Raw genomic sequence first — 20,670 nt, forward strand, 5'->3', positions numbered from 1 at the left:
CGCGCGGAAGTCTCGATCGGGGTCGAACCTCCGGGCTCGTGCGGAGATATGGATATCGCGGGCGGCGATTCCAGGCGAGGGCGCGCGCCTGCGCCGCCTTGACCCGGCGGCGGCCCCGACGGGTCCCGAGTCCCGGGCTCCTGGGCTCGCCTTGTCCCGTGCGGGCGAGCGTGATAGCGCGCTATCGCGCGGGCCGGGCGGTGGTGGCAGGCCAGTGTGCAGGCCGGTGCGCCCGGTTCCGGGCGACCGGGATCGGCGCCCACGGGGTTCGCCCCCGGGAGAGCGCATCAGACCCGGGCCCCACCGCGCCCCGACGATCCAGGAAGAGGACAGAACGCCATGGCCGACACTCCGGCACCGAACGGCAACGGTGGCGCCACGGCGCAGACCGACGACGCGACGCCGACGATCAACGCGCTCGCGCAGTACACCAAGGATCTCTCCTTCGAGAATCCGAACGCGCCGCGCTCCCTGCAGCCGCAGGAAAGCGGGCCGCAGATCAACATCCAGGTGAACGTCAACGCCAAGCAGGTGGCCGAGTTCGATTTCGAGGTCGACCTGACCCTGGAAGGCGATGCCAAGATCGCCAACGAGGTGCTGTTCGCCTTCGAGCTGACCTATGCGGGCATCTTCCGCATGCGCAACATCCCGCAGGACCAGCTCCACCCGGCCGTGATGATCGAGTGCCCGCGCCTGCTCTTCCCCTTCGCGCGCCAGATCGTCGCCGAGGCCGTGCGCAACGGCGGCTTCCCGCCCCTCTACATCGACCCGATCGACTTCGTCGGCCTCTACCGCCAGAAGGCCATGGAGGCCCAGGCCCAGGGCGAGACCGGCCCGCTCGCCTCCTGAGAGCGCGCGTCGCGCCCCGTCCGCCCGGGGCGGGATCCGGGGTCCTGAGGATCGAAGGCCGGACTTGGCCGTTACTCGCAGCCAGTCCGGCCGCGGCCCCGCGTGCCGCCGGTCGCCGGATCGCCTCAGCCCCGGGATCGCATGCTCGCCACACACCACCTCGCCCTGATCAACGTCTTCACGGGCGACATCCAGGGCGGGCTCGGACCGTTCCTCGGCACCTGGCTCGCGGAAGCCGCGTCGTGGAGCCCCTCGCGGATCGGCTTCGTCACCACCCTGGTGGGGATCGGCTCCCTCCTCCTCAGCGGCCCCTTCGGCGCCCTGGTCGACCGCCTCGGCCGGCCCCGGATGCTGATCGCCGTGGCCTGCGGCGCCATCCTGTGCGGCACCCTGCTGCTGCTCCCCGCACGCGGCGTCATCCCGGTCTTCGCCGCGCAGATGATGGCGGCGGCGGGCGGCACGCTGCTGCTGCCGGCCGTCACCGCCCTGACCCTCGGCATCGTCGGCAAGGACCGCTTTCCGAAGCAACAGGGCCGCAACCAGGCCTTCAACCATCTCGGCATCCTGCTCGCGGCCGGCGGCATCAGCCTCGGCACCGGCTGGTTCGGCCCCGCCATCGCCTTCTGGGTGCTGGGCGCCATGGCGGTGCTGGCCATCGTGGCGGCGCTGACGACGCCGGGGCATTGCTACAGCGAGCGCCGGGCCGTGGGCTGGCAGGAGGAGGGCGACGACACGCCCGAGCGCGCCGGCCTGCGCAGCATCGTGGCCAACCGCAAGCTCCTCGTCCTCGCCGTGGCGCTGGCCCTGTTCAACCTCGGCAACGGCGGCATGCTCTCGCTGCTCGGCCAGAAGCTGGTGGCCACCGCCGTCGACGCCACGAGCTGGACCGCCCGCTACGTCATGGTGGCGCAGCTGGTGATGATCCCCGTGGCGCTCTTCGCCGGATCGCTCGCCGACCGGCGCGGGCGGCGCCAGCTCCTCATCGCCGCCTGCGCGGTGCTGCCGGTCCGCGCCGCGCTCTCGGCCTTCATCGACGATCCCCTCTGGCTGATCTCGGCCGAAATCCTCGACGGCGTCGCCTCCGGCATCATCGGCGTGGCCGTGCCGGTGGTGGTGGCCGACCTGACTTGGGGCTCTGGCCGCACCCAGACGGCGCTCGGCGCCCTTAACGCCCTCCAGGGCATCGGCGGTGCCCTCTCGGCCTGGTACGGCGGCCTCGCCCAGGCGATGCTCGGCTGGACCGGCGCCTTCCTGGCGCTGGGGGCGCCCGCCCTCGTCGCCCTCGGCCTCGTCCTGTGGCTCGACACCACCAGCGAGAGTCGCGGCCGAGGCGAAGGTGACGGACATCCGGGCGACGGGTCGTCCGCGAACGGCGCCGCCGCCGAGAGCGGGAGCGAACCCGGCCGCGGCACCGAGAAGGCTCGGGGCGCGCGCGAGCCGGAGACCGCCTGAGGGCGGATTGCCGCCCGGCGGAACAGGCCGCCCCCGCCCCGGTTTGGCGAGGGAGCCTCAGCCACCGGAGCCCCCGACCATGCACGATCGACCCGACGGACGGACCCTGCGGGTCACCGAACCGCGCGCCGTCCCCTGGCTCAGCATCGTGTTCGGCTACGGCCCGATGCTGCCCTTCGTGGTCGGCGCCGTCACCGCCTGGGTCCGGCCCGGCGATCCCTTGGGCGAGGCCGCCCTGCTCCTGACGATCCTCTGGGGCTGCGCCATCCTGCTGTTCCTGTCGGGCGTGCGCCGGGGCCTCAGCTTCCGCACCGAGGGCGGGCCGACCCTCACCCAGATGGCCACCATGATCGGGCTGTTCAGCCTCGGCTTCGTCGCCCTGGCGCTGGCGACCCTGGACGCGGCAGTGGCCGCGCTGGTCCTGCTCCTCGTCGGATTCGGGGCGATCGCGGTGCTCGACCCGATCGCGGCACGGCGGGGCGAGGCGCCCCTGTTCTTCGCACGCCTGCGCCCGGTGCAGATCCCCATCGCCCTCCTCAGCCTCGCGGCCCTCCTGGCCCTGAGGCTCTGAACGCCCCCCTGCTTGCCGCCCCCCGCCACCCGCGATAGAGCCCCCGGAACCCCGAACAGCCCCGATGGACGCGAAGATCACCATGGCCAAGGCCGATTCAACGAAGGCCGACACCCTGAAGCCGCGCCTGCCGCGCGGTTTCGTCGACCGGCGCGCGGACGAGATCGCCGCCCAGCACCGCATGCTGGAGACGATCCGGCAGAGCTTCGAACTCTTCGGCTTCGAGGCGCTGGAGACGCCCTTCGTCGAGTACACCGAGGCGCTGGGCAAGTTCCTGCCCGACCTCGACCGGCCGAACGCGGGCGTTTTCTCTTTCCAGGACGACGACGAATCCTGGCTCTCGCTGCGCTACGACCTCACCGCCCCCCTGGCCCGGCACGTGGCCGAGCACTTCGACGCGATCCCCAAGCCCTACCGGAGCTTCCGCGCCGGCTACGTCTTCCGCAACGAGAAGCCGGGTCCGGGGCGCTTCCGCCAGTTCATGCAGTTCGACGCCGACATCGTGGGCGCCGCCTCGGTGGCGGCGGATGCCGAGATCTGCATGCTGATGGCCGACACCCTGGAGAAGCTCGGGCTCACCGGACAGTACGTGGTCAAGGTCAACAACCGGAAGGTGCTCGACGGGCTGATGGAGTCGATCGGGCTCAGCGGTCCCGACAAGGCCGGTCAGCGCCTGACCGTGCTGCGCGCCATCGACAAGCTCGACCGCCTCGGCGACGCGGGCGTGCGCGAGTTGCTAGGCGCGGGGCGCAAGGACGAGAGCGGCGACTTCACCAAGGGCGCCGGATTGCCCGATGAGGCGATCGGCCGGGTGCTGGCCTTCACCGGCTGGACCGGAGCGGGATCGGCGCCGGCCGACAACGCTACCACCCTGGCGAACTTCGAAACCTCCCTGGCGGGCAGCGCCATCGGCCTGGAGGGCGTGCGCGAGCTCGCCGAGATGGCCGCCCTGTTCGCGGCGGCCGGCTACGACGCCCGCATCCGCATCGACCCCTCGGTGGTGCGCGGGCTCGAGTACTACACCGGCCCGGTCTACGAGGCGGAGCTGACCTTCCCGGTGACCAACGAGGACGGACAGGTGGTGCGCTTCGGCTCGGTCTCGGGCGGCGGCCGCTACGACGGCCTCGTCGGGCGTTTTCGCGCCGAGCCGGTGCCGGCCACCGGCTTCTCCATCGGCGTCTCGCGCCTGTTCTCGGCGCTGCAGCTGGTGAAGAGCCCGCTGCTGGACGGCCTCGCCAAGCCCGGCCCCGTGGTGGTGCTGATACTCGATCGGGACAACGTCGCCGATTACCAGCGCCTCGTCGCGGCCCTGCGCGAGGCCGGCATCCGGGCCGAGCTCTATCTCGGCGGCTCGGGCATGAAGGCGCAGATGAAGTATGCCGACCGGCGCGGATCCCCCTGCGCCATCATCCAGGGCTCGAACGAGCGCGAGGCCGGCGAGGTCCAGATCAAGGACCTGATTGAGGGCGCCAAGGCGGCGGCCGCCATCACCAGCAACGCCGCCTGGAAAGCCGCGCGCCCGGCCCAGTTCTCGGTGCCGGTGGCCGAGATGGTCGAGCGGGTGCGCGAGGTCCTGGGACGCCACTTCTGACGTCCCAGGCGCACGACGGGGCCGGGGAGTCCTGCTCCACGGCCGGGAGCCGTCAGGCGACCGAGATGTCGACCTGGATGTTGCCGCGGGTGGCGTGGGAGTAGGGGCACACCACGTCGGCGCGCTTCACCAGATCCTCGGCCACCGCCCGGTCGAGGCCCGGCAGGGTCGCCTTGAGGGCGACGACGAGGCCGAAGCCGGTACCGTCATCGCGCGGGCCGATGCCGACGCTCGACTCGATCTTGGACTCCTCCGACACCGTGATCTTGTCCTTGCCGGCCACGAACTTGATCGCGCCGAGGAAGCAGGCGGCGTAGCCGGCCGCGAAGAGCTGCTCTGGGTTGGTGCCGGCGCCACCGCCGCCGCCCAGCTCCTTGGGGGTGGAGAGCTTGACGTCCACCTTGGCATCGTCGGTCGCGGCGGAGCCTTCACGGCCGCCGGTGGCATGGGCGTGGGCGGTGTAGAGTGCCTTCATGTCGGTCTCTCCTGCTGAACGAACGCGGGGATCGCACGCGTCGGTCCGGCCCAAGCCGGTCCATATCGATTGCGCGCAACCTAGTTATTTCCTCGCATAGAACTTGATTGTGCGCAATATGAAATTTGAATAAGATCGGTCCCGCGGCCCGAGTTCGGCGCGCGGCCCATCGTGAAGGATCGTTGAATATGTCGGGACGGCAGACCCGCACGCGCCGGGAGCCGGTGGCGGAGCCGGCATCCCCGGACGCCCTGAGCCTGGACAGCCAGCTCTGCTTTGCCGTCTATGCCACGGCCCATGCCTTCGGACGGGCCTATCGGGCCCTGCTGGCCGCGCATGACCTGACCTACCCGCAATATCTGGTCCTGCTGGTCCTGTGGGAGGAGGAGGGGCTGACGGTCAAGGAGATCGGCCAGCGCCTGTTCCTGGATTCCGGAACCCTGACGCCCCTGCTCAAGCGGCTGGAGGCGGCCGGCCACGTGAAGCGGGCGCGGGACCGGGCCGACGAGCGGCAGGTGAGCATCTTCCTGACCGAGCAGAGCCGGGCCCTGCGCGGCCGGATGGAATGCGTGCCGGACGAGGTGGGCGGCCTGACCGGCCTCGATCTCGAGGGGCGGCGGGCCCTCCTCGACATCCTGATGAACCTGCGCGGCGCGCTGCATGCGGGCCTCGGCGAGGGCCAGGCCGGCGCCGGCGCCGGCGAAGACCAAATCAGCCCCGGCGAGGGGAGGGACCGCTCCGTTCCCTCCGGCCGCGACGCCGCGCGACGCGGATCCTGAGGGACGCGAGGCATGAAAAAAGCCGCTCCCGCCGTGGCGGGAACGGCTTCCTGATCGAGCCCGGGCGGATGATCCCGGCCGGCCCCGAAGGACAGGCCGGACCGATCGCGAACCCCGGGCCTCGGAATCAGGTCGTCAGGATCAGGACTTGGTCTTGAGGTAGGCGATGATGTCGTCGACCTTCTTGGGGTCCTTGATGCCGGGGAAGACCATCTTGGTGCCCGGAACCTTCTTCTTCGGGTCGACCAGCCACTCGTGGAGGTTGGCCTCGTCCCAGGTGATGCCGGAGGCCTTCAGGGCCGCCGAGAAGGCATAGCCGTCCGCGCCTTCGCCGGCCTTCGAGCCCACGACGCCCTTCAGGGTCGGGCCGACGCCGTTCTTCTCGAAGTTGTGGCAGGCCTTGCAGGGGGCGAAGGCCTTCTCGCCGGCGGCGGCGTCACCCTCGGCATGCGCCGACAGAGGCAGCAGCAGGGCCAGGGCGGCGCCGAACATGACATGACGCATCGTGTTTTTCCTCCTAGAAGCGGCTTCAGCCGCTTGGGCTTATGGCAGAGCTTACCCGTTTAGAACAGATCGAGACAGGAACGCGCAAGGTCCGCCGCGATGAGCTGCGGCCAAAGGAAGCTTCCCCGGCGGCGTTCGGTTCCGCCGCCGCGGTCGAGGCCACGAACCGGATGCGCCGCGCCGGCGTTTGTCCTAAGGTCCACCGCAAAGCGCCGTCCGTCCCTCCGTCTCTCACCGCCGCTTGCTCATAGGCGATCGTGGCTGAGCGGATGATGAAGATGGCCCGCCCCCGGAGGACATGCCCATGTCGATCGCCTTTCCCGTGCCCGATGCCGCCATCGTCGCCCGCCGCGAGGCGATCATCGCGGGCCTCGCCCCCCTGGTCGCTCCGGAGGCCCTGGTCACGACGGAGGACGAGCGCCGCGCCTTCGAGACCGACGGGCTCACCGCCTACCGCAAGATGCCCCTGGCCGTGGTGCTGCCCTCCACCACCGCCGAGGTCTCGGCCGTGATGGCGTTCTGCCACGCCAACGGCGTCCGGGTGGTGCCGCGGGGCGCCGGCACCTCCCTGGCCGGCGGCGCCATCGCCCAGGAGGATGCGGTGATCCTCGGCATCTCGAAGATGAACCGCATCCTCGACATCGATTTCGAGAACCGCACCGCGCGGGTCGAGGCCGGCATCACCAACCTGGCCATCTCGGGCGCGGTCAGCCACGAGGGATTCTTCTACGCCCCCGACCCCTCGAGCCAGCTCGCCTGCACCATCGCGGGCAACATCGCGATGAATTCGGGCGGGGCGCACTGCCTCAAGTACGGGGTGACCACCAACAACCTGCTCGGCGTGACCCTCGTGATGAACGACGGCACCGTGGTGACGATCGGCGGCACGCATCTCGATGCGCCCGGCTACGACCTCCTCGGTCTCGTCTGCGGCTCGGAGGGGCAGCTCGGCATCGTCACCGAGGCGACCGTGCGCATCCTGCGGGCGGCGGAGGGCGCGCGCCCGGCCCTGGTCGGCTTCGGCTCGGTGGAGGATGCGGGCGCCTGCACGGCCGCGATCATCGGCGCGGGCATCATCCCGGTGGCGATCGAGTACATGGACCGCGAGGCGATCCTGATCACCGAGGACTTCGCCCAGGCGGGCTATCCGCGCGACGCCGAGGCCATGCTGATCATCGAGGTCGAGGGGTCCGACGCCGAGTGCACGGCGATGCTCGCCCGCATCGAGGCCATCGCCAGCGACTTCAACCCGACGAGCATCCGGGTCTCGAAATCCGAGGCCGAGAGCGCCGCCATCTGGAAGGGCCGCAAGTCCGCCTTCGGCGCCACCGGCCGGATCTCGGACTACATCTGCATGGACGGCACCATCCCCACCGGGCAGCTCCCCGGGGTGCTGGAGCGCATCGGGGCGATCTGCGCCGAGAAGGGCCTGCGCGTCGCCAACGTGTTCCATGCCGGCGACGGCAACCTGCACCCGCTGATCCTGTTCGACATCAACAAGCCGGGCGAGATGGAGAAGGCGGAGGCGGCCGGCGACGAGATCCTCAAGCTCTGCGTCGAGGTCGGCGGCTGCCTCACGGGCGAGCACGGCGTCGGCATCGAGAAGCGCGAGCTCATGCGCTTCCAGTACGCCCAGGAAGACCTGGAGCAGCAGATGCGGGTGCGGAACGTCTTCGATCCGCACTGGCTGATGAACCCCGCCAAGGTGTTCCCCCTGGAAGGGCGCCTGGTCGCCTGAATGCCGAAAGCCTGAGCGCCCAGGGTCTGTCAGGTTCCTCCTGAACCAGACAGATCCTCGATTCCGGTCTCGTCGTTCGTCGTGTTCGGGATAGCCGGTTTCCGCCGATCCCCGACGACCTCTAGGGCTCGGCGCCGAAGGCCTCGCAGCGGAAGGCGCCGTAATCGGTGCGGGCCAGGCGTTCGGCGAGCGCCGGCAGGAACAGCGTCGCTTCCTCGGCGAGCCGCCACGGCGGGTTGACCACGATGAGGCCGTTGCCGTTGAGCCGGGTCGGATCGGGTTCGGACACCATGAGGTCGAGGCGCAGGGCCGGGCGGGCGAGAACCCGGTCGAGCTGCGCCACCATGTGGTCGACCTTGGCCACGTCCTTGATCGGGTACCAGCCGAGATAGATCCCGGTGGGCCACTTGGCCACCGCCCTGGCCAAGGCCGTTCCGAGGCGGTCGATCTCGCCGAGCTCCTCGTAGGGCGGGTCGATCAGGACCACGCCGCGGCGCTCCGGCGGTGGGATCAGAGCGTTGAGCGCGGTCCAGCCGTCGCGATGCATCACCTTCGACAGGGAATCCTGGTTGAAGCGCGCCCGCAGGATCTCGGCATCCGCCGGGTGCAGCTCCACGAACACGCCCTGGTCGGTGGGCCGCAGGAATTCGCGGATCAGGGCGGGCGAGCCCGGATAGGTGTCGGCCCCGTGCCGCTCCTGCACCGCCGCCACCGCCGCGCGGTAGGGCCCGAGCAGGGCTTCCACGGCCTCGGGAAAGGGGGTGTCGAGGCGGCCCCAGCCGTCCCGCCACTCGCCGGTGCGACCGGCCTCGTCGGCGGTGAGGTCGTAGAAGCCGAGGCCCGCATGGGTGTCGATCGCCCGGAAGCCCGTGGGCTTCAGGCAGAGATGCGCCAGCACCCGGCTCAGCACGAGGTGCTTCAGGACATCGGCGAAATTGCCGGCGTGGAAGGCGTGGCGGTAATTCATGGCGTCCGGGCCTGTCTCACACCGCCCCCCGGCGCTCCGGGCCGGGGTGGGATCGCGGCATCATCTACCGCGCGGCGTCGATGGCGACCGCGTCGGCACGGCAATTCTGGCGCGCCACCTCGGGGCAGGGGGTGAAGCCGCGCAGGTCCTTGGCAAAGCAGATCCGCACCTCCTGGAGCTGGCCGCCCCGGCAGGTGACCGACATCATGTCGGGACGCAGGCCCCGGTTGGCCGCCACGAACTGCCGGGCGATGTCGATCGGCGCCATCCGGGTGTCGCGCTCGGGGGCCTTGAAGGCGTCCGGAAGGGTCACCGCCGCCCGGGCGTCGCGGGCCGCCTGGAAGTAGGAGACCGCGTCGAGACCCGAGCAGGTGCCGTGGGTGCGCCACTCGTGCCGGGCGAGGCCCTCGCTCGGGTAGACCTCGCCCGCCACCGCGATCGCCTGGCGGGTGGGCGACCGCTCGACGGAGGAACAGTTGGACGGGTAGCCGCGGGTGTATTGCGGCCAGAGCCCGTGGACGACGAAGCCGAGGCCGCGTCCCGGCCGGCACTGGCCCTGCGCCTCGCGCCGGGCGCCGGGCCCCTCGCAGTAGGTCGGCGACCAGGACAAGGCCAGGACGTAGAAGTCGAACGTGCCCGGCGTGCCGCCGCGCTCGAAACCCTGCGCCATCGCCGGCGACGCCGGTCCGCCCGACGCCATCAGCGCCAGGGTCAGGCCCGCCAGGGTGCCGCGTGCGCGCGACCGGTGCCCGGCGGCAGGGCTCACGGACGGGCTTCGCGGCAGGCCGAGGAATAGGCGTAGGCGAGGTTGCGATCCAGGCCGTGGACGCAGAACTCGATGCCCCAGTCGGCGCCGATGATCCCGAGCCCGTCGCGCACCGAGTAGTCGACCTTGCGGCGGACGCCGTCCGAGGTGGTGGCCACGGCGCTGCAGAAGCGGCGCGGGACGTAGTCGAGGCCCCAGGGGCGCCAGGCCGTGCGCTCGATGTGCTCGTAGCGCAGGATGGTCAGGGACGAGTTCCAGAACTTCGCCTCCTTCTCGGCGAAGTGCGTCGAGAGCCGCTCCAGCACCTCGGGGGCCTGGCAGCCGGGGATGTCGGCGTCGTAGTTGAATTCGCGCTCCTCGGCGGGGGTGATCTCCTCGCGGCCGGAGCGGGCGAGCGCCGGCTGGAGGGCGCCCGCCAGGACGAGGCCGAGGGCGAGGGCGGTGCAGAGGGGATTCGGGCGCATGCCGGCGTCTTTGTTCCGCTGGAGTCCGTGAAGCTGACCCGAACGATGGCGGCTCGGCCCGCCCTGTCAAGCAGGCAGCCGGCCGCGCCGTCGCTTTCCGCGGACCCTGGGGTGCGCCGGGCACACCCCGGATGCGGGACCAGCGCGCCCGTCAGTAGATCGGTTCGGCGAGGCCGGGGGCCGCGAGCGAGAGCGGCTCGGCGGCGAAATCCTCCGGGGGGAGGGCGGCCGCGACCCGGGGCGCCGGGGCGCGCGGCACCGGACCCCGCGGCGCGGCGGCGTAGGCCACCGGCGGAGTGGTCGGACGAACGGGGGCCGGGCCGTGGGCGAGCTGCGCGGCCGGAACCTTCGCGGGTTGGCGCGCCGACATCGGGGCGACGCCGTAGGGATCGTCCTCCTCCACGTCGATCGGGGCCTGGGGCGGGGCGGGCAGGCGCTCGGGCGGACGGGGCCGGGCCGTGGCGCGCGGCACGCCGTCGGCGCCGAGCTGCGGCGTGAACTTGATCAGCGGCTGGCAGATGCGGCGCAGGCCGCGCGGGTCGTGCCGGGCGAGGTCGACGTGGATGTGGTCGTAGTGGAAGACGTTCGAGCCCGGCGCCAGCACGGTGGAGAACCGGGCGCAGGCCCCGAGGAAGACCTCGCGCAGGAAGCCCTGCTCGGCCTCGGTGCCGCGCCAGCCGCCCTTCACGGTGATGACGTAGCCGTCGGCGAGCTTGAACGACATGATGTCGACGGCATTGCCGAAGGAATGCTCGGAGAGCTTGGCGCCGGCCTGGTTGTTGCGGCCGCGGCAGGCATAGGTGCCGGCGTTGATCTCGGCCACGGGCTGGCCGAAATACAGGTTCGCGGCCGGCTGGATCGTGTCGGCGAGCCAGGCCTCGGCCTCGGTCAGCGCCGGGCAGGCCAGGGTCACCCGCTGCTTCAGGGCGACGGTCCCCTTGCCCAGGCGGGTGACGCGATAGGGCTGCAGCATGCCGCAGACGCCCGGCCCGCTGATCTCCTTGACGGGGGTGACGAACTCCGTCGTCTCCACCAGGCGCTTGGCGTTGCAGGCCTGCTCGGTCTGGTCACGCCACGGCTCGCGCTGCTCAAACTTGTTGAGTGCACAGCCGGTGAGGCCCGCGCCGAACAGCGTCAGGGCCGAGAACGCGAATACGCTACGCCACATGACGCGGACGATGCGCCGGGTTCCGTAAACGTTGCGTCAACGATGCGGTGCGGGCGGCGTCCCTGTGGACGGGTGTTGACAGGAGGCGGCCGAGGCCGGACCAAGCCCCCATGCTGTCCCTCGTCGATCTCCGCACCCGTATCGCCGCCGGCACCCTCGACCCCGCCGGCGCCATCCGTCTCGCCGAGGCCGCCATCGCGGCCCGCGACCCCGGCATCGGGGCGATCGTCAGCCGAAATCCCGCCCCGGCGATCGCCGGCTCCGGGCCGCTGGCGGGCATCGCGGTCGGGGTCAAGGACATCATCGACACCGCCGACCTGCCGACGCAGATGGGGTCTCCGATCTATGCCGGCTGGCAGCCCAGGGCGGATGCCGCCATCGTGGCGCGTCTGCGGGCGCTCGGCGCCGTGCCCCTGGTCAAGACCAGCACCTCCCCCTTCGCCAGCCACGATCCCACCGCCACGGTGAACCCGCGCGACCCCGGCCACACGCCCGGCGGCTCCTCGGCGGGGTCGGCCGCGGCCGTCGCCGCCGGGATGGTGCCCCTCGCGCTCGGTACCCAGACCGGCGGCTCCGTGATCCGGCCGGCGGCCTTCTGCGGGGTGGCGGCGATCAAGCCGTCCTTCCGGCTCCTGCCGACGGTGGGCGTGAAGACCTTCTCCTGGGCGCTGGACACCGTCGGCCTGTTCGGCGCCGGCATCCGCGACGTCGCCCAGTGCCTGAGCCTGATCGCCGACCGGCCCGCCCTCGACCTCGACCTGGACGCGGCCCCCCAGGCTCCGCGCCTCGGCCTCTGCCTCCAGGGCTTCGCCGACGCGCCCGACCCGGACGCCCTCGCCGCCCTGCACCGGGCCGCCCGCGCGGCCGAGGCCGCCGGCGCCCGGGTCGTCGACCTCGTCCTGCCGGCCCCGCTGCCGGAGGCCTGGGTGCAGCACCCCGTCATCCAGGACTACGAGGCACGCCAGGCGCTGGCCTGGGAATACGCCCACCACCGGGCGCAGCTCAGCCCGGAACTCGGCGCGCAGCTCGATGCGGCCCAGGATCTCGTCGCCGCTCAGTACGACGCGGCGCGCCGCGCCGCGCACCGGGCCCGGCGCGCGTTGAAGGACCTCTTCGGAGATTTCGACGCGATCCTGACCCTGTCGGCCCCGGGCCGGGCGCCGGCCGGCCTCGGCACCACGGGCGACGCGCGCTTCAACCGCCTCTGGACCCTGATGGGCGTGCCCTGCGTCACCGTCCCGGTCCCCGGGGACGGCCTGCCCCTGGGCGTTCAGGTCGTCGCCCGCTTCGGCGACGATGGCCGGGCGCTCGCCGTGGCACGGATGATCGAGCAAGCCCTGTCGGTGTAGCGCCCCGACGCCGCAAGCCGACGAGATAGAACGACGACTGCCCCTCGCCCCTGTCCGTATTACAGACGATCGCCCCGATGCATTCCTGGAAACAGGCCGTGGCCCGGGCCTTCGACGGGGCCGAGGGCTATGACGGCGCGGCGGCGATCCAGGCCGTGGTGGCGGAGCGCCTGGCCCGGCGCATCGGGGCCGAGCCCCTGGCACAGGCGCCGCGCACCCTCGAGGTCGGCTGCGGCACCGGCCTGCTGACCGCGCATCTGCGCCGGCGCCTGCCGGGGGGCGTTCTCGTGGCCTCGGACCTCGCCCCCGCCATGGTGCAGCGCTGCCGCGCCCGCCTCGCCGGAACCGCGGACCTGCGCTTCGTCGTCATGGATGCCGAGCGGCCGGCCTGCGCGCCCGGCTTCGACCTCATCGCCTCGAGCCTCGCGGCGCAATGGTTCGAGGACCTTCCCGGAACCCTGGCGCGCCTCGCCGCGCTGCTGGCCCCCGGCGGCCTGCTGGCAGTGGCGACGCTGGGCGCGGGCACCTTCGCCGAGTGGCGGGCGGCGCATGCGGCTCTGGGCCTGGAGGCGGCGACGCCCGTCTATCCGGCCTTGTCGGACCTCGCCGCGCTGGCCTGTCCGGGCTGCACCCTCGCGGTCTCCGCCGAGCCCGTGGTCGAGGCCCATGCCGACGGCCGGGCCTTCCTGGGTTCCCTGCGCGCCATCGGCGCCGGGACGCCCGGCGCCGCGCGGACCCTCGCGCCGGGCACGATGCGGCGGGTGCTGCGGGGCTTCGAGGCGGGGGGCGCGCAGGTCACCTACGAGGTCGCGACGCTGCTCATCCGGCGCGCGCGACAGGGTTAAGGGTTTTCACGTGCAACAGCGGCTTAGGCCGCGGGTTGGGTGTCGCCGCCCGGGCCGCCGCCCCGCCGCAGCAGGAACACGCCCTGCGCGCCCATCAGGTTCCAGACCCACCAGGGCATCGCGAAGCGCATCGGCCGGCCCCTGGCATCGAGGGCGGTGGCCTTCTCGATCTCGGCGTTCACGGTCCGGCACAGGCCGACGAAGTCGCGGATCGTGCAGTGATGGATGTTCTGGGTCTCGTACCATTCCTCGGGCATCAGGGCCGTGACCGGCATGCGACCCCGCAGGGCGAGTTCCGAGCGCACCCGCCAATGGCCGAAATTCGGGAAGGAGATGATCACCTGCCGGCCGATGCGCAGGAGGTGCTCCAGCACGATGCGCGGGTTGCGCGTCGCCTGGATGGTCTGAGACAGGACGACCACGTCGAAGGCGTCGTCGGGATAGTTCGCCAGATCGGTGTCGGCGTCCCCCTGGATCACCGGCAGGCCCCGGGCGAGGCAGGCGTTCACGCCCTCCCGCGACAGCTCGATGCCGCGTCCGTCCACGCCGCGCCGGTCTCGCAGCAGGGCGAGCAAGGCGCCGTCGCCGCAGCCGATGTCGAGGACCCGGGCGTTCGCCGGCACGAGGTCGAGCACCACGAGGTGGTCGACGCGGGTGCTGCCGGCCTCCTCGCGCGGCAGCGTCTCCGCCGCCTCCCAGGGCCGGTGCGCGAACCTCTCCGATCCCGTCACAGGCCGCGGGCCCGGGCAGCGGCGTCGATGTAGCCGCGTGCGGCGGCGAACATCGCCGGCTCGTCGAGGAGGAAGGCGTCGTGGCCCTTGTCGCTCTCGACCTCCACGAAGGCGACCGGGGCCGAGGCCGCGTTCAGGGCGTGGACGATGGCGCGGGATTCGGAGGTTGGGAACAGCCAGTCGGAGGTGAAGGAGATCACACAGAACCGGGTCTTCGTGCCCCGGAAGGCCTTGGCCAGCACTCCACCCTGGTCGGCGGCGAGGTCGAAATAGTCCATCGCCCGGGTGAGGTAGAGATAGGCGTTGGCGTCGAAGCGCTCGACGAAGCTGAGGCCCTGGTGGCGCAGGTAGCTCTCGATCTGGAAGTCGGCGTTGAACGAGAAGGTCGGTGCCGAACCGCCCTGGAAGCGGCGGCCGAACTTGCGGTGCAGGGCCGGCTCCGACAGGTAGGTAATGTGCGCGCCCATGCGGGCGACGCCGAGGCCCTTGGCCGGCCGGGTGCCGGCCTCGAGGTAGCGCCCCTCAGCCCAGGCGGGATCGGCCATGATCGCCTGCCGGCCGACCTCGTGGAAGGCGATGTTCTGCGCGGAGTGGCGGGGCCCGGTGGCGATCGGCATCGCGGCGAAGACCCGCTCGGGGTAGCTCGCGGCCCATTGCAGCACCTGCATGCCGCCCATGGAGCCGCCGATGCAGAGGAACAGGTCGCGGATGCCGAGCCGGTCGAGCAGCATGGCCTGGGCCCGGACCATGTCGCGGATGGTCACGAGGGGGAAGTCGAGGCCGTAGGCCCGGCCCGTGGCCGGGTCGGTCGAGGCCGGGCCGGTGGAGCCCATGCACGAGCCGATGACGTTCGAGCAGACGACGAAGTAGCGGTCGGTGTCCACGGGCTTGCCCGGCCCCACCAGGGTCTCCCACCAGCCGCGCTTGCCCGTCACCGGATGGGTGTGGGCGAAGTGCTGGTCGCCCGTGAGCGCGTGGCAGATCAGGACGGCGTTGGAGCGGTCCGCGTTGAGGGTGCCCGCCGTCTGGTAGGCGATCTGGAACGGTGCGAGCTGCACGCCGGCATCCATCGCCAGGGGCTCGTCCAGGCCGAACTGCGCCACGAGGCCCTTGGGCTCGCGGGCCTGGGACAGCTCGGCGCCCGGCGCGTCGGCGCGCACCGATTCGTCTTCGGGCGTGCCTGGCTTGAGGGCGGTATCCAGCGACATGGTCATGAAACGGGTTGGAGGAGACGGCGCGTCGGTCCGGGCGGGACGGAAGGGACGGCTCGGCGTGCCATCCGGAGAGAAGACCATGCGTCGTGAGGCGTTGAGGTAGTGTGCGCTCCCTCACGCGTCAACGAAAGGGCCACGCACCGCGCTTGGGGCCCGCCCACGGTTTCACAACCGCCCGGTCGCGCCGGTTCCGGGCAAACGGCTCTGGCCCTTCGGCGCGCGCGATCGTAGACCGGGGCGGTGGCGCCCGGGAGGCGAGACCCCGGCGCCGGCTCCCCCGATCGTCCCCACCGCACCCTCGCGAGCCCCCGATGCGCTTCACGACGAGACCCGCGCCGCCCCTCGACAACCTCGGCGACCTGCGCGCCGAGATCGATCGGATCGACGCCGAGATGCACGCCCTGCTGATCCAGCGCGGGTCGATCATCGACCGGCTGATCGCGGTCAAGCGCACCTCGGCCAGCGGCTCGGCCTTCCGGCCCGGACGCGAGGCCTCGATGATGCGGCGCGTCGCCGAGCGCCATCGCGGGCTCCTGCCCCTCGACACCGTGGAGGGGATCTGGCGGGTCATCATCGCCACCTTCACCTACGTGCAGGCGCCGTTCTCGGTCCATGCGGACATCTCGGGCGGGGATGCGCCGATGCGCGATTCCGCCCGCTTCCATTTCGGCTTCACGGTGCCCTACCGGCCCCACCCCACCTGCCTCGCGGTGATCGAGGCGGTGGCCGCCTCCCGCGGCGACCTCGGCATCTTCCGCCTCGACCCCGACGGCTCGGGCGCCACCACCGACGCCGCGCCTTGGTGGGAAGGGCTCGTGGGCGCCGGCCGGCCCAAGGTCATCGCGCGCCTGCCCTTCATCGAGCGGCCCACCCACCCGGCCGGCACCCCGGTCTTCGTGGTCTCGAACCCGCTGGACGATCCGGCGGCGGCCCAGCGCGACTGGGTCCTCCATGCCACCCGCGTCGCCGCCTGGGAGCCGGAGGCCGCGCGCGCCCTGCAGGACCTCTACGGCGAGGTCGTCGCCCGCGCAGCCGGGCCGGACGGGCACGGCCTGCTCCTCGCCGTCCCCGGCGGGGTCAGCGCCCGGCAGCTGCACGAGGCCCTGACCCGGGCCGGCGCCGCCCCCGAGACCCTCGACGAGATCGGCAGCCACGCCGCCCGCTTCCGGGTCTGAGGCATGCGCGTCTGAGGGACGCGGATCTGAGGCATGCGGGTCCGAGGGACGCGGGCCGGAGGCACGGGGCCCGCTCGCAAAGCCGGGCCAGCTTTGTTAGACGGGCGCTTCGCCGATCCACCGGCGGCCGCCAGGTCCTCGTCCATGTCCTCGTCCATGTCCCCGTCCTCCGCCTCCGCCCCCGTCGCTCCCTCGCGCCCGGTGCCCCGCCCCGGCGTCCTCGCCATCGAGGCCTACGTGCCCGGCAAGAGCGGGGCGCCCGGCCATGCCAAGGTGCACAAGCTCTCCTCGAACGAGACCCCGCTGGGCCCGAGCCCGAAGGCGGTGGCGGCGATGCGGGCGGAAGCCGCCAAGCTCGAACTCTACCCGGAGGGCACGTCCCGGGCGCTGCGCGAGGCGATCGCCGCCCGTTACGGCCTCGACCCGGCGCGGATCGTCTGCGGCGCGGGCTCGGACGAGCTCCTGTCCTTCCTGGCCTACGCGTATCTCGGGGCCGGCGACGAGGGGATCTTCACCGAGCACGGCTTCCTGGTCTACCGGATCGCCATCCTGGCCGCCGGCGGCACCCCCGTGGTGGTGCCCGAGCGCGACCTGCGCGCCGACGTCGACGCGCTGCTGGCCGCCGTCACGCCGCACACCCGGATCGTCTACCTCGCCAACCCCAACAACCCGACGGGCACCTACCTGCCCTTCGACGAGATCCGGCGCCTGCATGCGGGCCTGCCGCCCCACGTCCTCCTCGTCCTCGACGGCGCCTACGCGGAATACGTGCGGGCGAACGACTACAGCGCCGGCCTCGACCTCGCGCTCGAGGCCAACAACGTCGTGATGACCCGGACCTTCTCGAAGATCCACGGGCTGGCGGCGCTCCGCATCGGCTGGATGGTCGGCCCGTCGGAAGTGGTCGACGCCGTCAACCGCATCCGGGGACCCTTCAACCTGTCGGGGGCGGGCATCGCCGCCGGGGCGGCCGCCATCGCGGACGACGTCCACGTGGCCGCCGCCGTCGCCCACAACGACACCTGGCTCGCCACGATGACGGGGGCGGTGCAGGGGCTCGGGCTGACCGTGACGCCGAGCGTCGCGAACTTCATCCTCGTCCACTTCCCCGACGCGCCGGGCCGGACGGCCGCCGAGGCCGACGCGTTCCTCTCCGCCCGGGGCGTCATCACCCGGCGGGTCTCGTCCTATGGGTTGCCCCACGCCCTGCGCGTCACCGTCGGCGGCGAGGAGGCGAACACCGCCTTCCTCGACGCCCTGACCGCCTTCGTGCGGGGCGAGACCCGTGGCTGAGATCGACGCGCCCCCCCTGGAGACCCTGGCCATCGTCGGCCTCGGGCTGATCGGCTCCTCGATCGCCCGGGGCGCCCGGCAGTTCGGCCTCGCCCGGCGCATCGTCGCCCTCGACCGCGACGCCGCGGTGCTGGAGCGGGTGCGGGCGCTCGGCCTCGCGGACACGGCCACGGACGACCTCGCCGCGGGCGTGGCGGGGGCCGATCTCGTCATCCTGTGCGTACCGGTGGGCGCCGTCGGCGCGGTGGCCGAGATCCTGGGTCCGGCCCTGAAGCCGGGAGCCATCGTGTCGGATGTCGGCTCGGTCAAGGCCTCGGTGGTGGCGGCCGTCACGCCGCACCTGCCCGCCGGCGTGCATTTCGTGCCGGCGCACCCCGTGGCCGGCACCGAGTATTCGGGGCCGGATGCCGGATTCTCGACCCTGTTCTCCGGACGCTGGTGCATCCTCACTCCGGCCGAGGACACCGACCCAGCCGCGACAGCGCGGGTCCAGGCCTTCTGGGAAGGCCTGCGCGCCATCGTCGAGACGATGACGCCGGAGCATCACGACCTCGTCCTGGCCATCACCAGCCACGTACCGCACCTCATCGCCTACAACATCGTCGGCACCGCCGCCGACCTCGAGGCCGTGACCCAGTCCGAGGTGATCAAGTTCTCGGCCGGCGGCTTTCGCGACTTCACCCGCATCGCCGCCTCCGACCCGACCATGTGGCGGGACGTGTTCCTGACCAACAAGGACGCGGTGCTGGAGATGCTGGGGCGCTTCAACGAGGACCTCGCGGCCCTGGCCCGGGCGATCCGCTGGGGCGACGGCGAGGCCCTGCACGACCTCTTCACCCGCACCCGCGCCATCCGCCGGGGCATCGTCGCCATGGGCCAGGAGACGGCCGAGGCCGATTTCGGCCGCGGGCGCCCGAGCGACCCCGCGGCCTGAGGCGCGTCCCCCGCGCGGGCGGTCGCTCAGTAGAGCGGCGGCAGCTGCACGTTGGGGATCGGGAACGGGCCGAGCATCAGGCGGCCCTCGGCGAGGCGCAGGGGCGGCAGGGGCTTGAGGGCATCGTCGGCCGGGGCCGCGACGCCGGCCTCGGGACTGGCCTGGCTGCGACGCCCGAGGAGCTGGCCGACGAGGCTGCCGATCAGCGCGCCCTTCTCGGCGCCGAAGCGCTGGCCCATGACCTGGCCGACCAGGGCCTCGACGCCGGCCGCGCGCAGGTCGAGCTGGCCCTGGAGCCGGTGCGCGGCGTCGAGGTCGAGGCGGCCCTTGGCCTGGAGCCGGCGCTCGCCCTTGGCCAGGGACAGCAGCGCGATGTCGAGGCCGCCGCCGGCCTGGCGCCAGTCCTCCAGCTCCTTGGCCACGGTGCCGGTGCCGAGGGCCGTGGCGCGGCTCACGGTGGCGTCGAGGGCGAGGTCGGCCGGGTCGGCATTGCCCAGCGCCGCGTCGACCAGCGGCAGGCGAATCCGGTTCGCCCGCAGGCTGGTGTCGATGGACCCCTCCGATTCGAAGCGGCCCGGGGTCGGACGGGCGTGGAGCTCGAGGTGCTGGGTGTCGAACGCGATCGGCTCGGGACCGGCGCCGCGCACCACGCCCTTGGCGCCGTTGGCCACCACGGAGGCACGCACGAAGCCGTCGGAGGCGCCATGGAAGCTGCCCTCCAGGGAGGTCCAGGTCGCATCCGCCGTGAGGTCGCCCTGCTCGACGTGGAACGGCCCGCCGACCTCGAGGATGCCCTGGCGCGGCTGGTAGACCTGGGTCACCGCCGTGACCGGCCCGAGGGTGAAGCGGCTGTCGGAGCGGCTGAAGGCCAGGGAGGCGCAGCGCAGCTCGATGCGGAAGGGATAGCCGGTGATGCTGCGGTCGGCGCAGGTCCAGGTCCGGCCCGCGGCCGCTTCCTGCGCGATCCAGCCATCCATCTCGGAGGCGGCCCGGTGGCGGATGTAGAACCACCCGAGCGACCAGGCGATCACGAGGGTGGCGAGGAGAATGTAGGGGAGGAACAGCCCCTTGCGCGAGAGGGGACGGGTCGGGGTCGGGCTCTGCGCCATCGCGTGTCGGTATCCTGCGCTCGCGTCACGGGCCTGCGGCCATCGTCGGGGCAGCCCGGATGCAAGGCTTGGCAGGGTCTCGGCGGCGAAAGCATGGCAGGGCCCCACGGGCGCTGCAAAACGCGAAGCCGTGACGTCAGCGGAGCGACCGCTCCGCCGCGATCAGTTCGCGGCGTCGGCCTTCTGCTCGCTCCCGAGATCGGCCACGATGGCCTCGCGCTCGGCCTCGTCCTCGGCCAGCCGGTGGACATGCATCTCGGTCGCGCCCTTGTGCCGGGCCCGGGCGATCCAGTTCCGGTGCAGGCGTTCCCGCGGGCTCTGCCCGGCGGAGGCCACCGAGACGAGTTCGCCGACGCCCGAGGCGTCGCGGCGCACCGCCATCACCACGGCCTCGCCCATGTCGTCGAGCTCGGGCTCGGCCAGCTCATGGATTCCGACCACGTAGCGGCGGCCGGACCGGCCGCGCCAGGCGCTGAGCACCAGGGCGGGGGTCCCGCGCAGGCCGGCCGTCGTCCTCAGGCGTTCCTCGCGCACTTCCTGTCTCCGTGCTCGATCGTCCTTCAGGTCGCGCAGGGCGGCCGACCAGGACAGGGCTCTCTTGTTCGCCATTTGTTCCACATTAATCTTAACGGTTCGTTGGCGTCAAGGACGACGCCCCGGCCTCCAATGAGATGGGGATGACGGAAGTTATCCACA

The 20,670-nt window shown here is 72.2% G+C and carries 21 protein-coding genes; 11 read left to right on the top strand and 10 right to left on the bottom strand.

Annotated features, from left to right (window positions below; genetic code table 11):
* Positions 1 to 339: 339 nt before the first annotated feature.
* The 4 genes from secB to hisS all read left to right on the top strand — a co-directional run bounded on the left by secB (position 340) and on the right by hisS (position 4,463).
* Entirely contained in the window at positions 340 to 849 is a 510-nt protein-coding gene (secB, locus tag AC6EUL_RS08245; RefSeq protein ID WP_056218455.1) for a protein-export chaperone SecB, read from the top strand.
* A gap of 141 nt (positions 850 to 990) precedes the next feature.
* A complete protein-coding gene (locus AC6EUL_RS08250; protein ID WP_082487439.1) occupies positions 991 to 2,301 on the top strand; it encodes an MFS transporter in 1,311 nt (436 codons plus the stop codon).
* A 79-nt stretch (positions 2,302 to 2,380) separates the two neighbouring features.
* The gene (locus AC6EUL_RS08255; RefSeq protein WP_056218460.1) at positions 2,381 to 2,872 is read left to right on the top strand and encodes a DUF3429 domain-containing protein; all 492 of its coding nucleotides are present in this window, start codon (positions 2,381 to 2,383) and stop codon (positions 2,870 to 2,872) included.
* A 64-nt stretch (positions 2,873 to 2,936) separates the two neighbouring features.
* Positions 2,937 to 4,463, top strand: coding sequence for a histidine--tRNA ligase (gene hisS, locus AC6EUL_RS08260; protein WP_499869817.1), 1,527 nt, complete (start codon positions 2,937 to 2,939; stop codon positions 4,461 to 4,463).
* Between the two features lie 52 nt (positions 4,464 to 4,515).
* On the opposite strand, the gene AC6EUL_RS08265 is transcribed toward hisS, so the two are convergent.
* Entirely contained in the window at positions 4,516 to 4,938 is a 423-nt protein-coding gene (locus tag AC6EUL_RS08265) for an organic hydroperoxide resistance protein (protein WP_055946503.1), read from the bottom strand.
* 188 nt (positions 4,939 to 5,126) lie between these two features.
* On the opposite strand from AC6EUL_RS08265, the gene AC6EUL_RS08270 reads away from it, so the two are divergent.
* Positions 5,127 to 5,717: a MarR family winged helix-turn-helix transcriptional regulator gene (locus AC6EUL_RS08270; protein WP_499869818.1), complete on the top strand. Its 591-nt coding sequence runs from the start codon at positions 5,127 to 5,129 to the stop codon at positions 5,715 to 5,717.
* Positions 5,718 to 5,858: 141 nt separating this feature from the next.
* On the opposite strand, the gene AC6EUL_RS08275 is transcribed toward AC6EUL_RS08270, so the two are convergent.
* On the bottom strand, positions 5,859 to 6,221 hold the full coding sequence (locus AC6EUL_RS08275; protein ID WP_056218463.1) for a c-type cytochrome: 363 nt from the start codon (positions 6,219 to 6,221) through the stop codon (positions 5,859 to 5,861).
* Between the two features lie 304 nt (positions 6,222 to 6,525).
* Between AC6EUL_RS08275 and AC6EUL_RS08280 the strand changes: the two genes are divergently transcribed.
* Positions 6,526 to 7,959: an FAD-linked oxidase C-terminal domain-containing protein gene (locus AC6EUL_RS08280; RefSeq protein ID WP_056218466.1), complete on the top strand. Its 1,434-nt coding sequence runs from the start codon at positions 6,526 to 6,528 to the stop codon at positions 7,957 to 7,959.
* A 121-nt stretch (positions 7,960 to 8,080) separates the two neighbouring features.
* Here the strand turns inward: AC6EUL_RS08280 and AC6EUL_RS08285 are convergent, their stop codons facing one another.
* The 4 genes from AC6EUL_RS08285 to AC6EUL_RS08300 form a co-directional block, all read right to left on the bottom strand.
* Complete coding sequence (locus AC6EUL_RS08285) at positions 8,081 to 8,926, bottom strand: 23S rRNA (adenine(2030)-N(6))-methyltransferase RlmJ (protein ID WP_056218469.1); 846 nt, start codon at positions 8,924 to 8,926, stop codon at positions 8,081 to 8,083.
* Positions 8,927 to 8,990: 64 nt separating this feature from the next.
* Positions 8,991 to 9,626 carry a ribonuclease T2 family protein gene (locus AC6EUL_RS08290; protein ID WP_499869870.1) on the bottom strand — a complete coding sequence of 212 codons (636 nt, stop codon included), beginning with the start codon at positions 9,624 to 9,626 and terminating at the stop codon, positions 8,991 to 8,993.
* Between the two features lie 62 nt (positions 9,627 to 9,688).
* Entirely contained in the window at positions 9,689 to 10,156 is a 468-nt protein-coding gene (locus tag AC6EUL_RS08295; RefSeq protein WP_499869819.1) for a hypothetical protein, read from the bottom strand.
* Positions 10,157 to 10,307: 151 nt separating this feature from the next.
* A complete protein-coding gene (locus tag AC6EUL_RS08300) occupies positions 10,308 to 11,324 on the bottom strand; it encodes an extensin-like domain-containing protein (protein WP_056381806.1) in 1,017 nt (338 codons plus the stop codon).
* A gap of 110 nt (positions 11,325 to 11,434) precedes the next feature.
* Here AC6EUL_RS08300 and AC6EUL_RS08305 point away from each other — a divergent pair, with 110 nt between their 5' ends.
* Positions 11,435 to 12,673 carry an amidase gene (locus AC6EUL_RS08305; RefSeq protein ID WP_499869820.1) on the top strand — a complete coding sequence of 413 codons (1,239 nt, stop codon included), beginning with the start codon at positions 11,435 to 11,437 and terminating at the stop codon, positions 12,671 to 12,673.
* 77 nt (positions 12,674 to 12,750) lie between these two features.
* Entirely contained in the window at positions 12,751 to 13,518 is a 768-nt protein-coding gene (locus tag AC6EUL_RS08310) for a methyltransferase domain-containing protein (protein ID WP_499869821.1), read from the top strand.
* 23 nt (positions 13,519 to 13,541) lie between these two features.
* On the opposite strand, the gene metW is transcribed toward AC6EUL_RS08310, so the two are convergent.
* Positions 13,542 to 14,249: a methionine biosynthesis protein MetW gene (gene metW / locus AC6EUL_RS08315; RefSeq protein ID WP_082487441.1), complete on the bottom strand. Its 708-nt coding sequence runs from the start codon at positions 14,247 to 14,249 to the stop codon at positions 13,542 to 13,544.
* Positions 14,246 to 15,451 carry a homoserine O-acetyltransferase MetX gene (metX, locus tag AC6EUL_RS08320; RefSeq protein ID WP_443189804.1) on the bottom strand — a complete coding sequence of 402 codons (1,206 nt, stop codon included), beginning with the start codon at positions 15,449 to 15,451 and terminating at the stop codon, positions 14,246 to 14,248. Before metX ends, metW begins: the two co-directional genes overlap by 4 nt.
* A 323-nt stretch (positions 15,452 to 15,774) precedes the next feature.
* Between metX and AC6EUL_RS08325 the strand changes: the two genes are divergently transcribed.
* The 3 genes from AC6EUL_RS08325 to AC6EUL_RS08335 all read left to right on the top strand — a co-directional run bounded on the left by AC6EUL_RS08325 (position 15,775) and on the right by AC6EUL_RS08335 (position 18,865).
* The gene (locus AC6EUL_RS08325; protein ID WP_056218486.1) at positions 15,775 to 16,638 is read left to right on the top strand and encodes a chorismate mutase; all 864 of its coding nucleotides are present in this window, start codon (positions 15,775 to 15,777) and stop codon (positions 16,636 to 16,638) included.
* Positions 16,639 to 16,782: 144 nt separating this feature from the next.
* A complete protein-coding gene (locus AC6EUL_RS08330) occupies positions 16,783 to 17,931 on the top strand; it encodes a pyridoxal phosphate-dependent aminotransferase (RefSeq protein WP_499869822.1) in 1,149 nt (382 codons plus the stop codon).
* A 1-nt stretch (position 17,932) separates the two neighbouring features.
* Positions 17,933 to 18,865 (top strand): prephenate/arogenate dehydrogenase family protein, encoded by a 933-nt coding sequence (locus AC6EUL_RS08335; protein ID WP_056219443.1) that lies wholly within the window; start codon positions 17,933 to 17,935, stop codon positions 18,863 to 18,865.
* Between the two features lie 26 nt (positions 18,866 to 18,891).
* On the opposite strand, the gene AC6EUL_RS08340 is transcribed toward AC6EUL_RS08335, so the two are convergent.
* Positions 18,892 to 19,974, bottom strand: a complete 1,083-nt coding sequence (locus AC6EUL_RS08340) for a DUF2125 domain-containing protein (RefSeq protein ID WP_499869823.1) — start codon at positions 19,972 to 19,974, stop codon at positions 18,892 to 18,894.
* 162 nt (positions 19,975 to 20,136) lie between these two features.
* Positions 20,137 to 20,583 (bottom strand): hypothetical protein, encoded by a 447-nt coding sequence (locus AC6EUL_RS08345; protein WP_055946546.1) that lies wholly within the window; start codon positions 20,581 to 20,583, stop codon positions 20,137 to 20,139.
* Positions 20,584 to 20,670: the final 87 nt, after the last annotated feature.

This window comes from Methylobacterium sp. 001424705 (genome assembly GCF_059816145.1).

What these genes read in the sequence shown, in the direction of transcription:
- hisS (WP_499869817.1), top strand. Translation starts at nt 2,937, where the DNA reads ATGGACGCGAAGATCACCATGGCCAAGGCCGATTCAACGAAGGCCGAC.
- AC6EUL_RS08290 (WP_499869870.1), bottom strand. Translation starts at nt 9,626, where the DNA reads ATGGCGTCGGGCGGACCGGCGTCGCCGGCGATGGCGCAGGGTTTCGAG.
- AC6EUL_RS08300 (WP_056381806.1), bottom strand. Translation starts at nt 11,324, where the DNA reads ATGTGGCGTAGCGTATTCGCGTTCTCGGCCCTGACGCTGTTCGGCGCG.
- AC6EUL_RS08325 (WP_056218486.1), top strand. Translation starts at nt 15,775, where the DNA reads ATGCGCTTCACGACGAGACCCGCGCCGCCCCTCGACAACCTCGGCGAC.
- AC6EUL_RS08250 (WP_082487439.1), top strand. Translation starts at nt 991, where the DNA reads ATGCTCGCCACACACCACCTCGCCCTGATCAACGTCTTCACGGGCGAC.
- AC6EUL_RS08340 (WP_499869823.1), bottom strand. Translation starts at nt 19,974, where the DNA reads ATGGCGCAGAGCCCGACCCCGACCCGTCCCCTCTCGCGCAAGGGGCTG.
- secB (WP_056218455.1), top strand. Translation starts at nt 340, where the DNA reads ATGGCCGACACTCCGGCACCGAACGGCAACGGTGGCGCCACGGCGCAG.
- AC6EUL_RS08345 (WP_055946546.1), bottom strand. Translation starts at nt 20,583, where the DNA reads ATGGCGAACAAGAGAGCCCTGTCCTGGTCGGCCGCCCTGCGCGACCTG.
- AC6EUL_RS08310 (WP_499869821.1), top strand. Translation starts at nt 12,751, where the DNA reads ATGCATTCCTGGAAACAGGCCGTGGCCCGGGCCTTCGACGGGGCCGAG.
- AC6EUL_RS08275 (WP_056218463.1), bottom strand. Translation starts at nt 6,221, where the DNA reads ATGCGTCATGTCATGTTCGGCGCCGCCCTGGCCCTGCTGCTGCCTCTG.
- AC6EUL_RS08280 (WP_056218466.1), top strand. Translation starts at nt 6,526, where the DNA reads ATGTCGATCGCCTTTCCCGTGCCCGATGCCGCCATCGTCGCCCGCCGC.
- AC6EUL_RS08285 (WP_056218469.1), bottom strand. Translation starts at nt 8,926, where the DNA reads ATGAATTACCGCCACGCCTTCCACGCCGGCAATTTCGCCGATGTCCTG.
- AC6EUL_RS08305 (WP_499869820.1), top strand. Translation starts at nt 11,435, where the DNA reads ATGCTGTCCCTCGTCGATCTCCGCACCCGTATCGCCGCCGGCACCCTC.
- AC6EUL_RS08265 (WP_055946503.1), bottom strand. Translation starts at nt 4,938, where the DNA reads ATGAAGGCACTCTACACCGCCCACGCCCATGCCACCGGCGGCCGTGAA.
- AC6EUL_RS08270 (WP_499869818.1), top strand. Translation starts at nt 5,127, where the DNA reads ATGTCGGGACGGCAGACCCGCACGCGCCGGGAGCCGGTGGCGGAGCCG.
- AC6EUL_RS08255 (WP_056218460.1), top strand. Translation starts at nt 2,381, where the DNA reads ATGCACGATCGACCCGACGGACGGACCCTGCGGGTCACCGAACCGCGC.
- AC6EUL_RS08295 (WP_499869819.1), bottom strand. Translation starts at nt 10,156, where the DNA reads ATGCGCCCGAATCCCCTCTGCACCGCCCTCGCCCTCGGCCTCGTCCTG.
- AC6EUL_RS08330 (WP_499869822.1), top strand. Translation starts at nt 16,783, where the DNA reads ATGTCCTCGTCCATGTCCCCGTCCTCCGCCTCCGCCCCCGTCGCTCCC.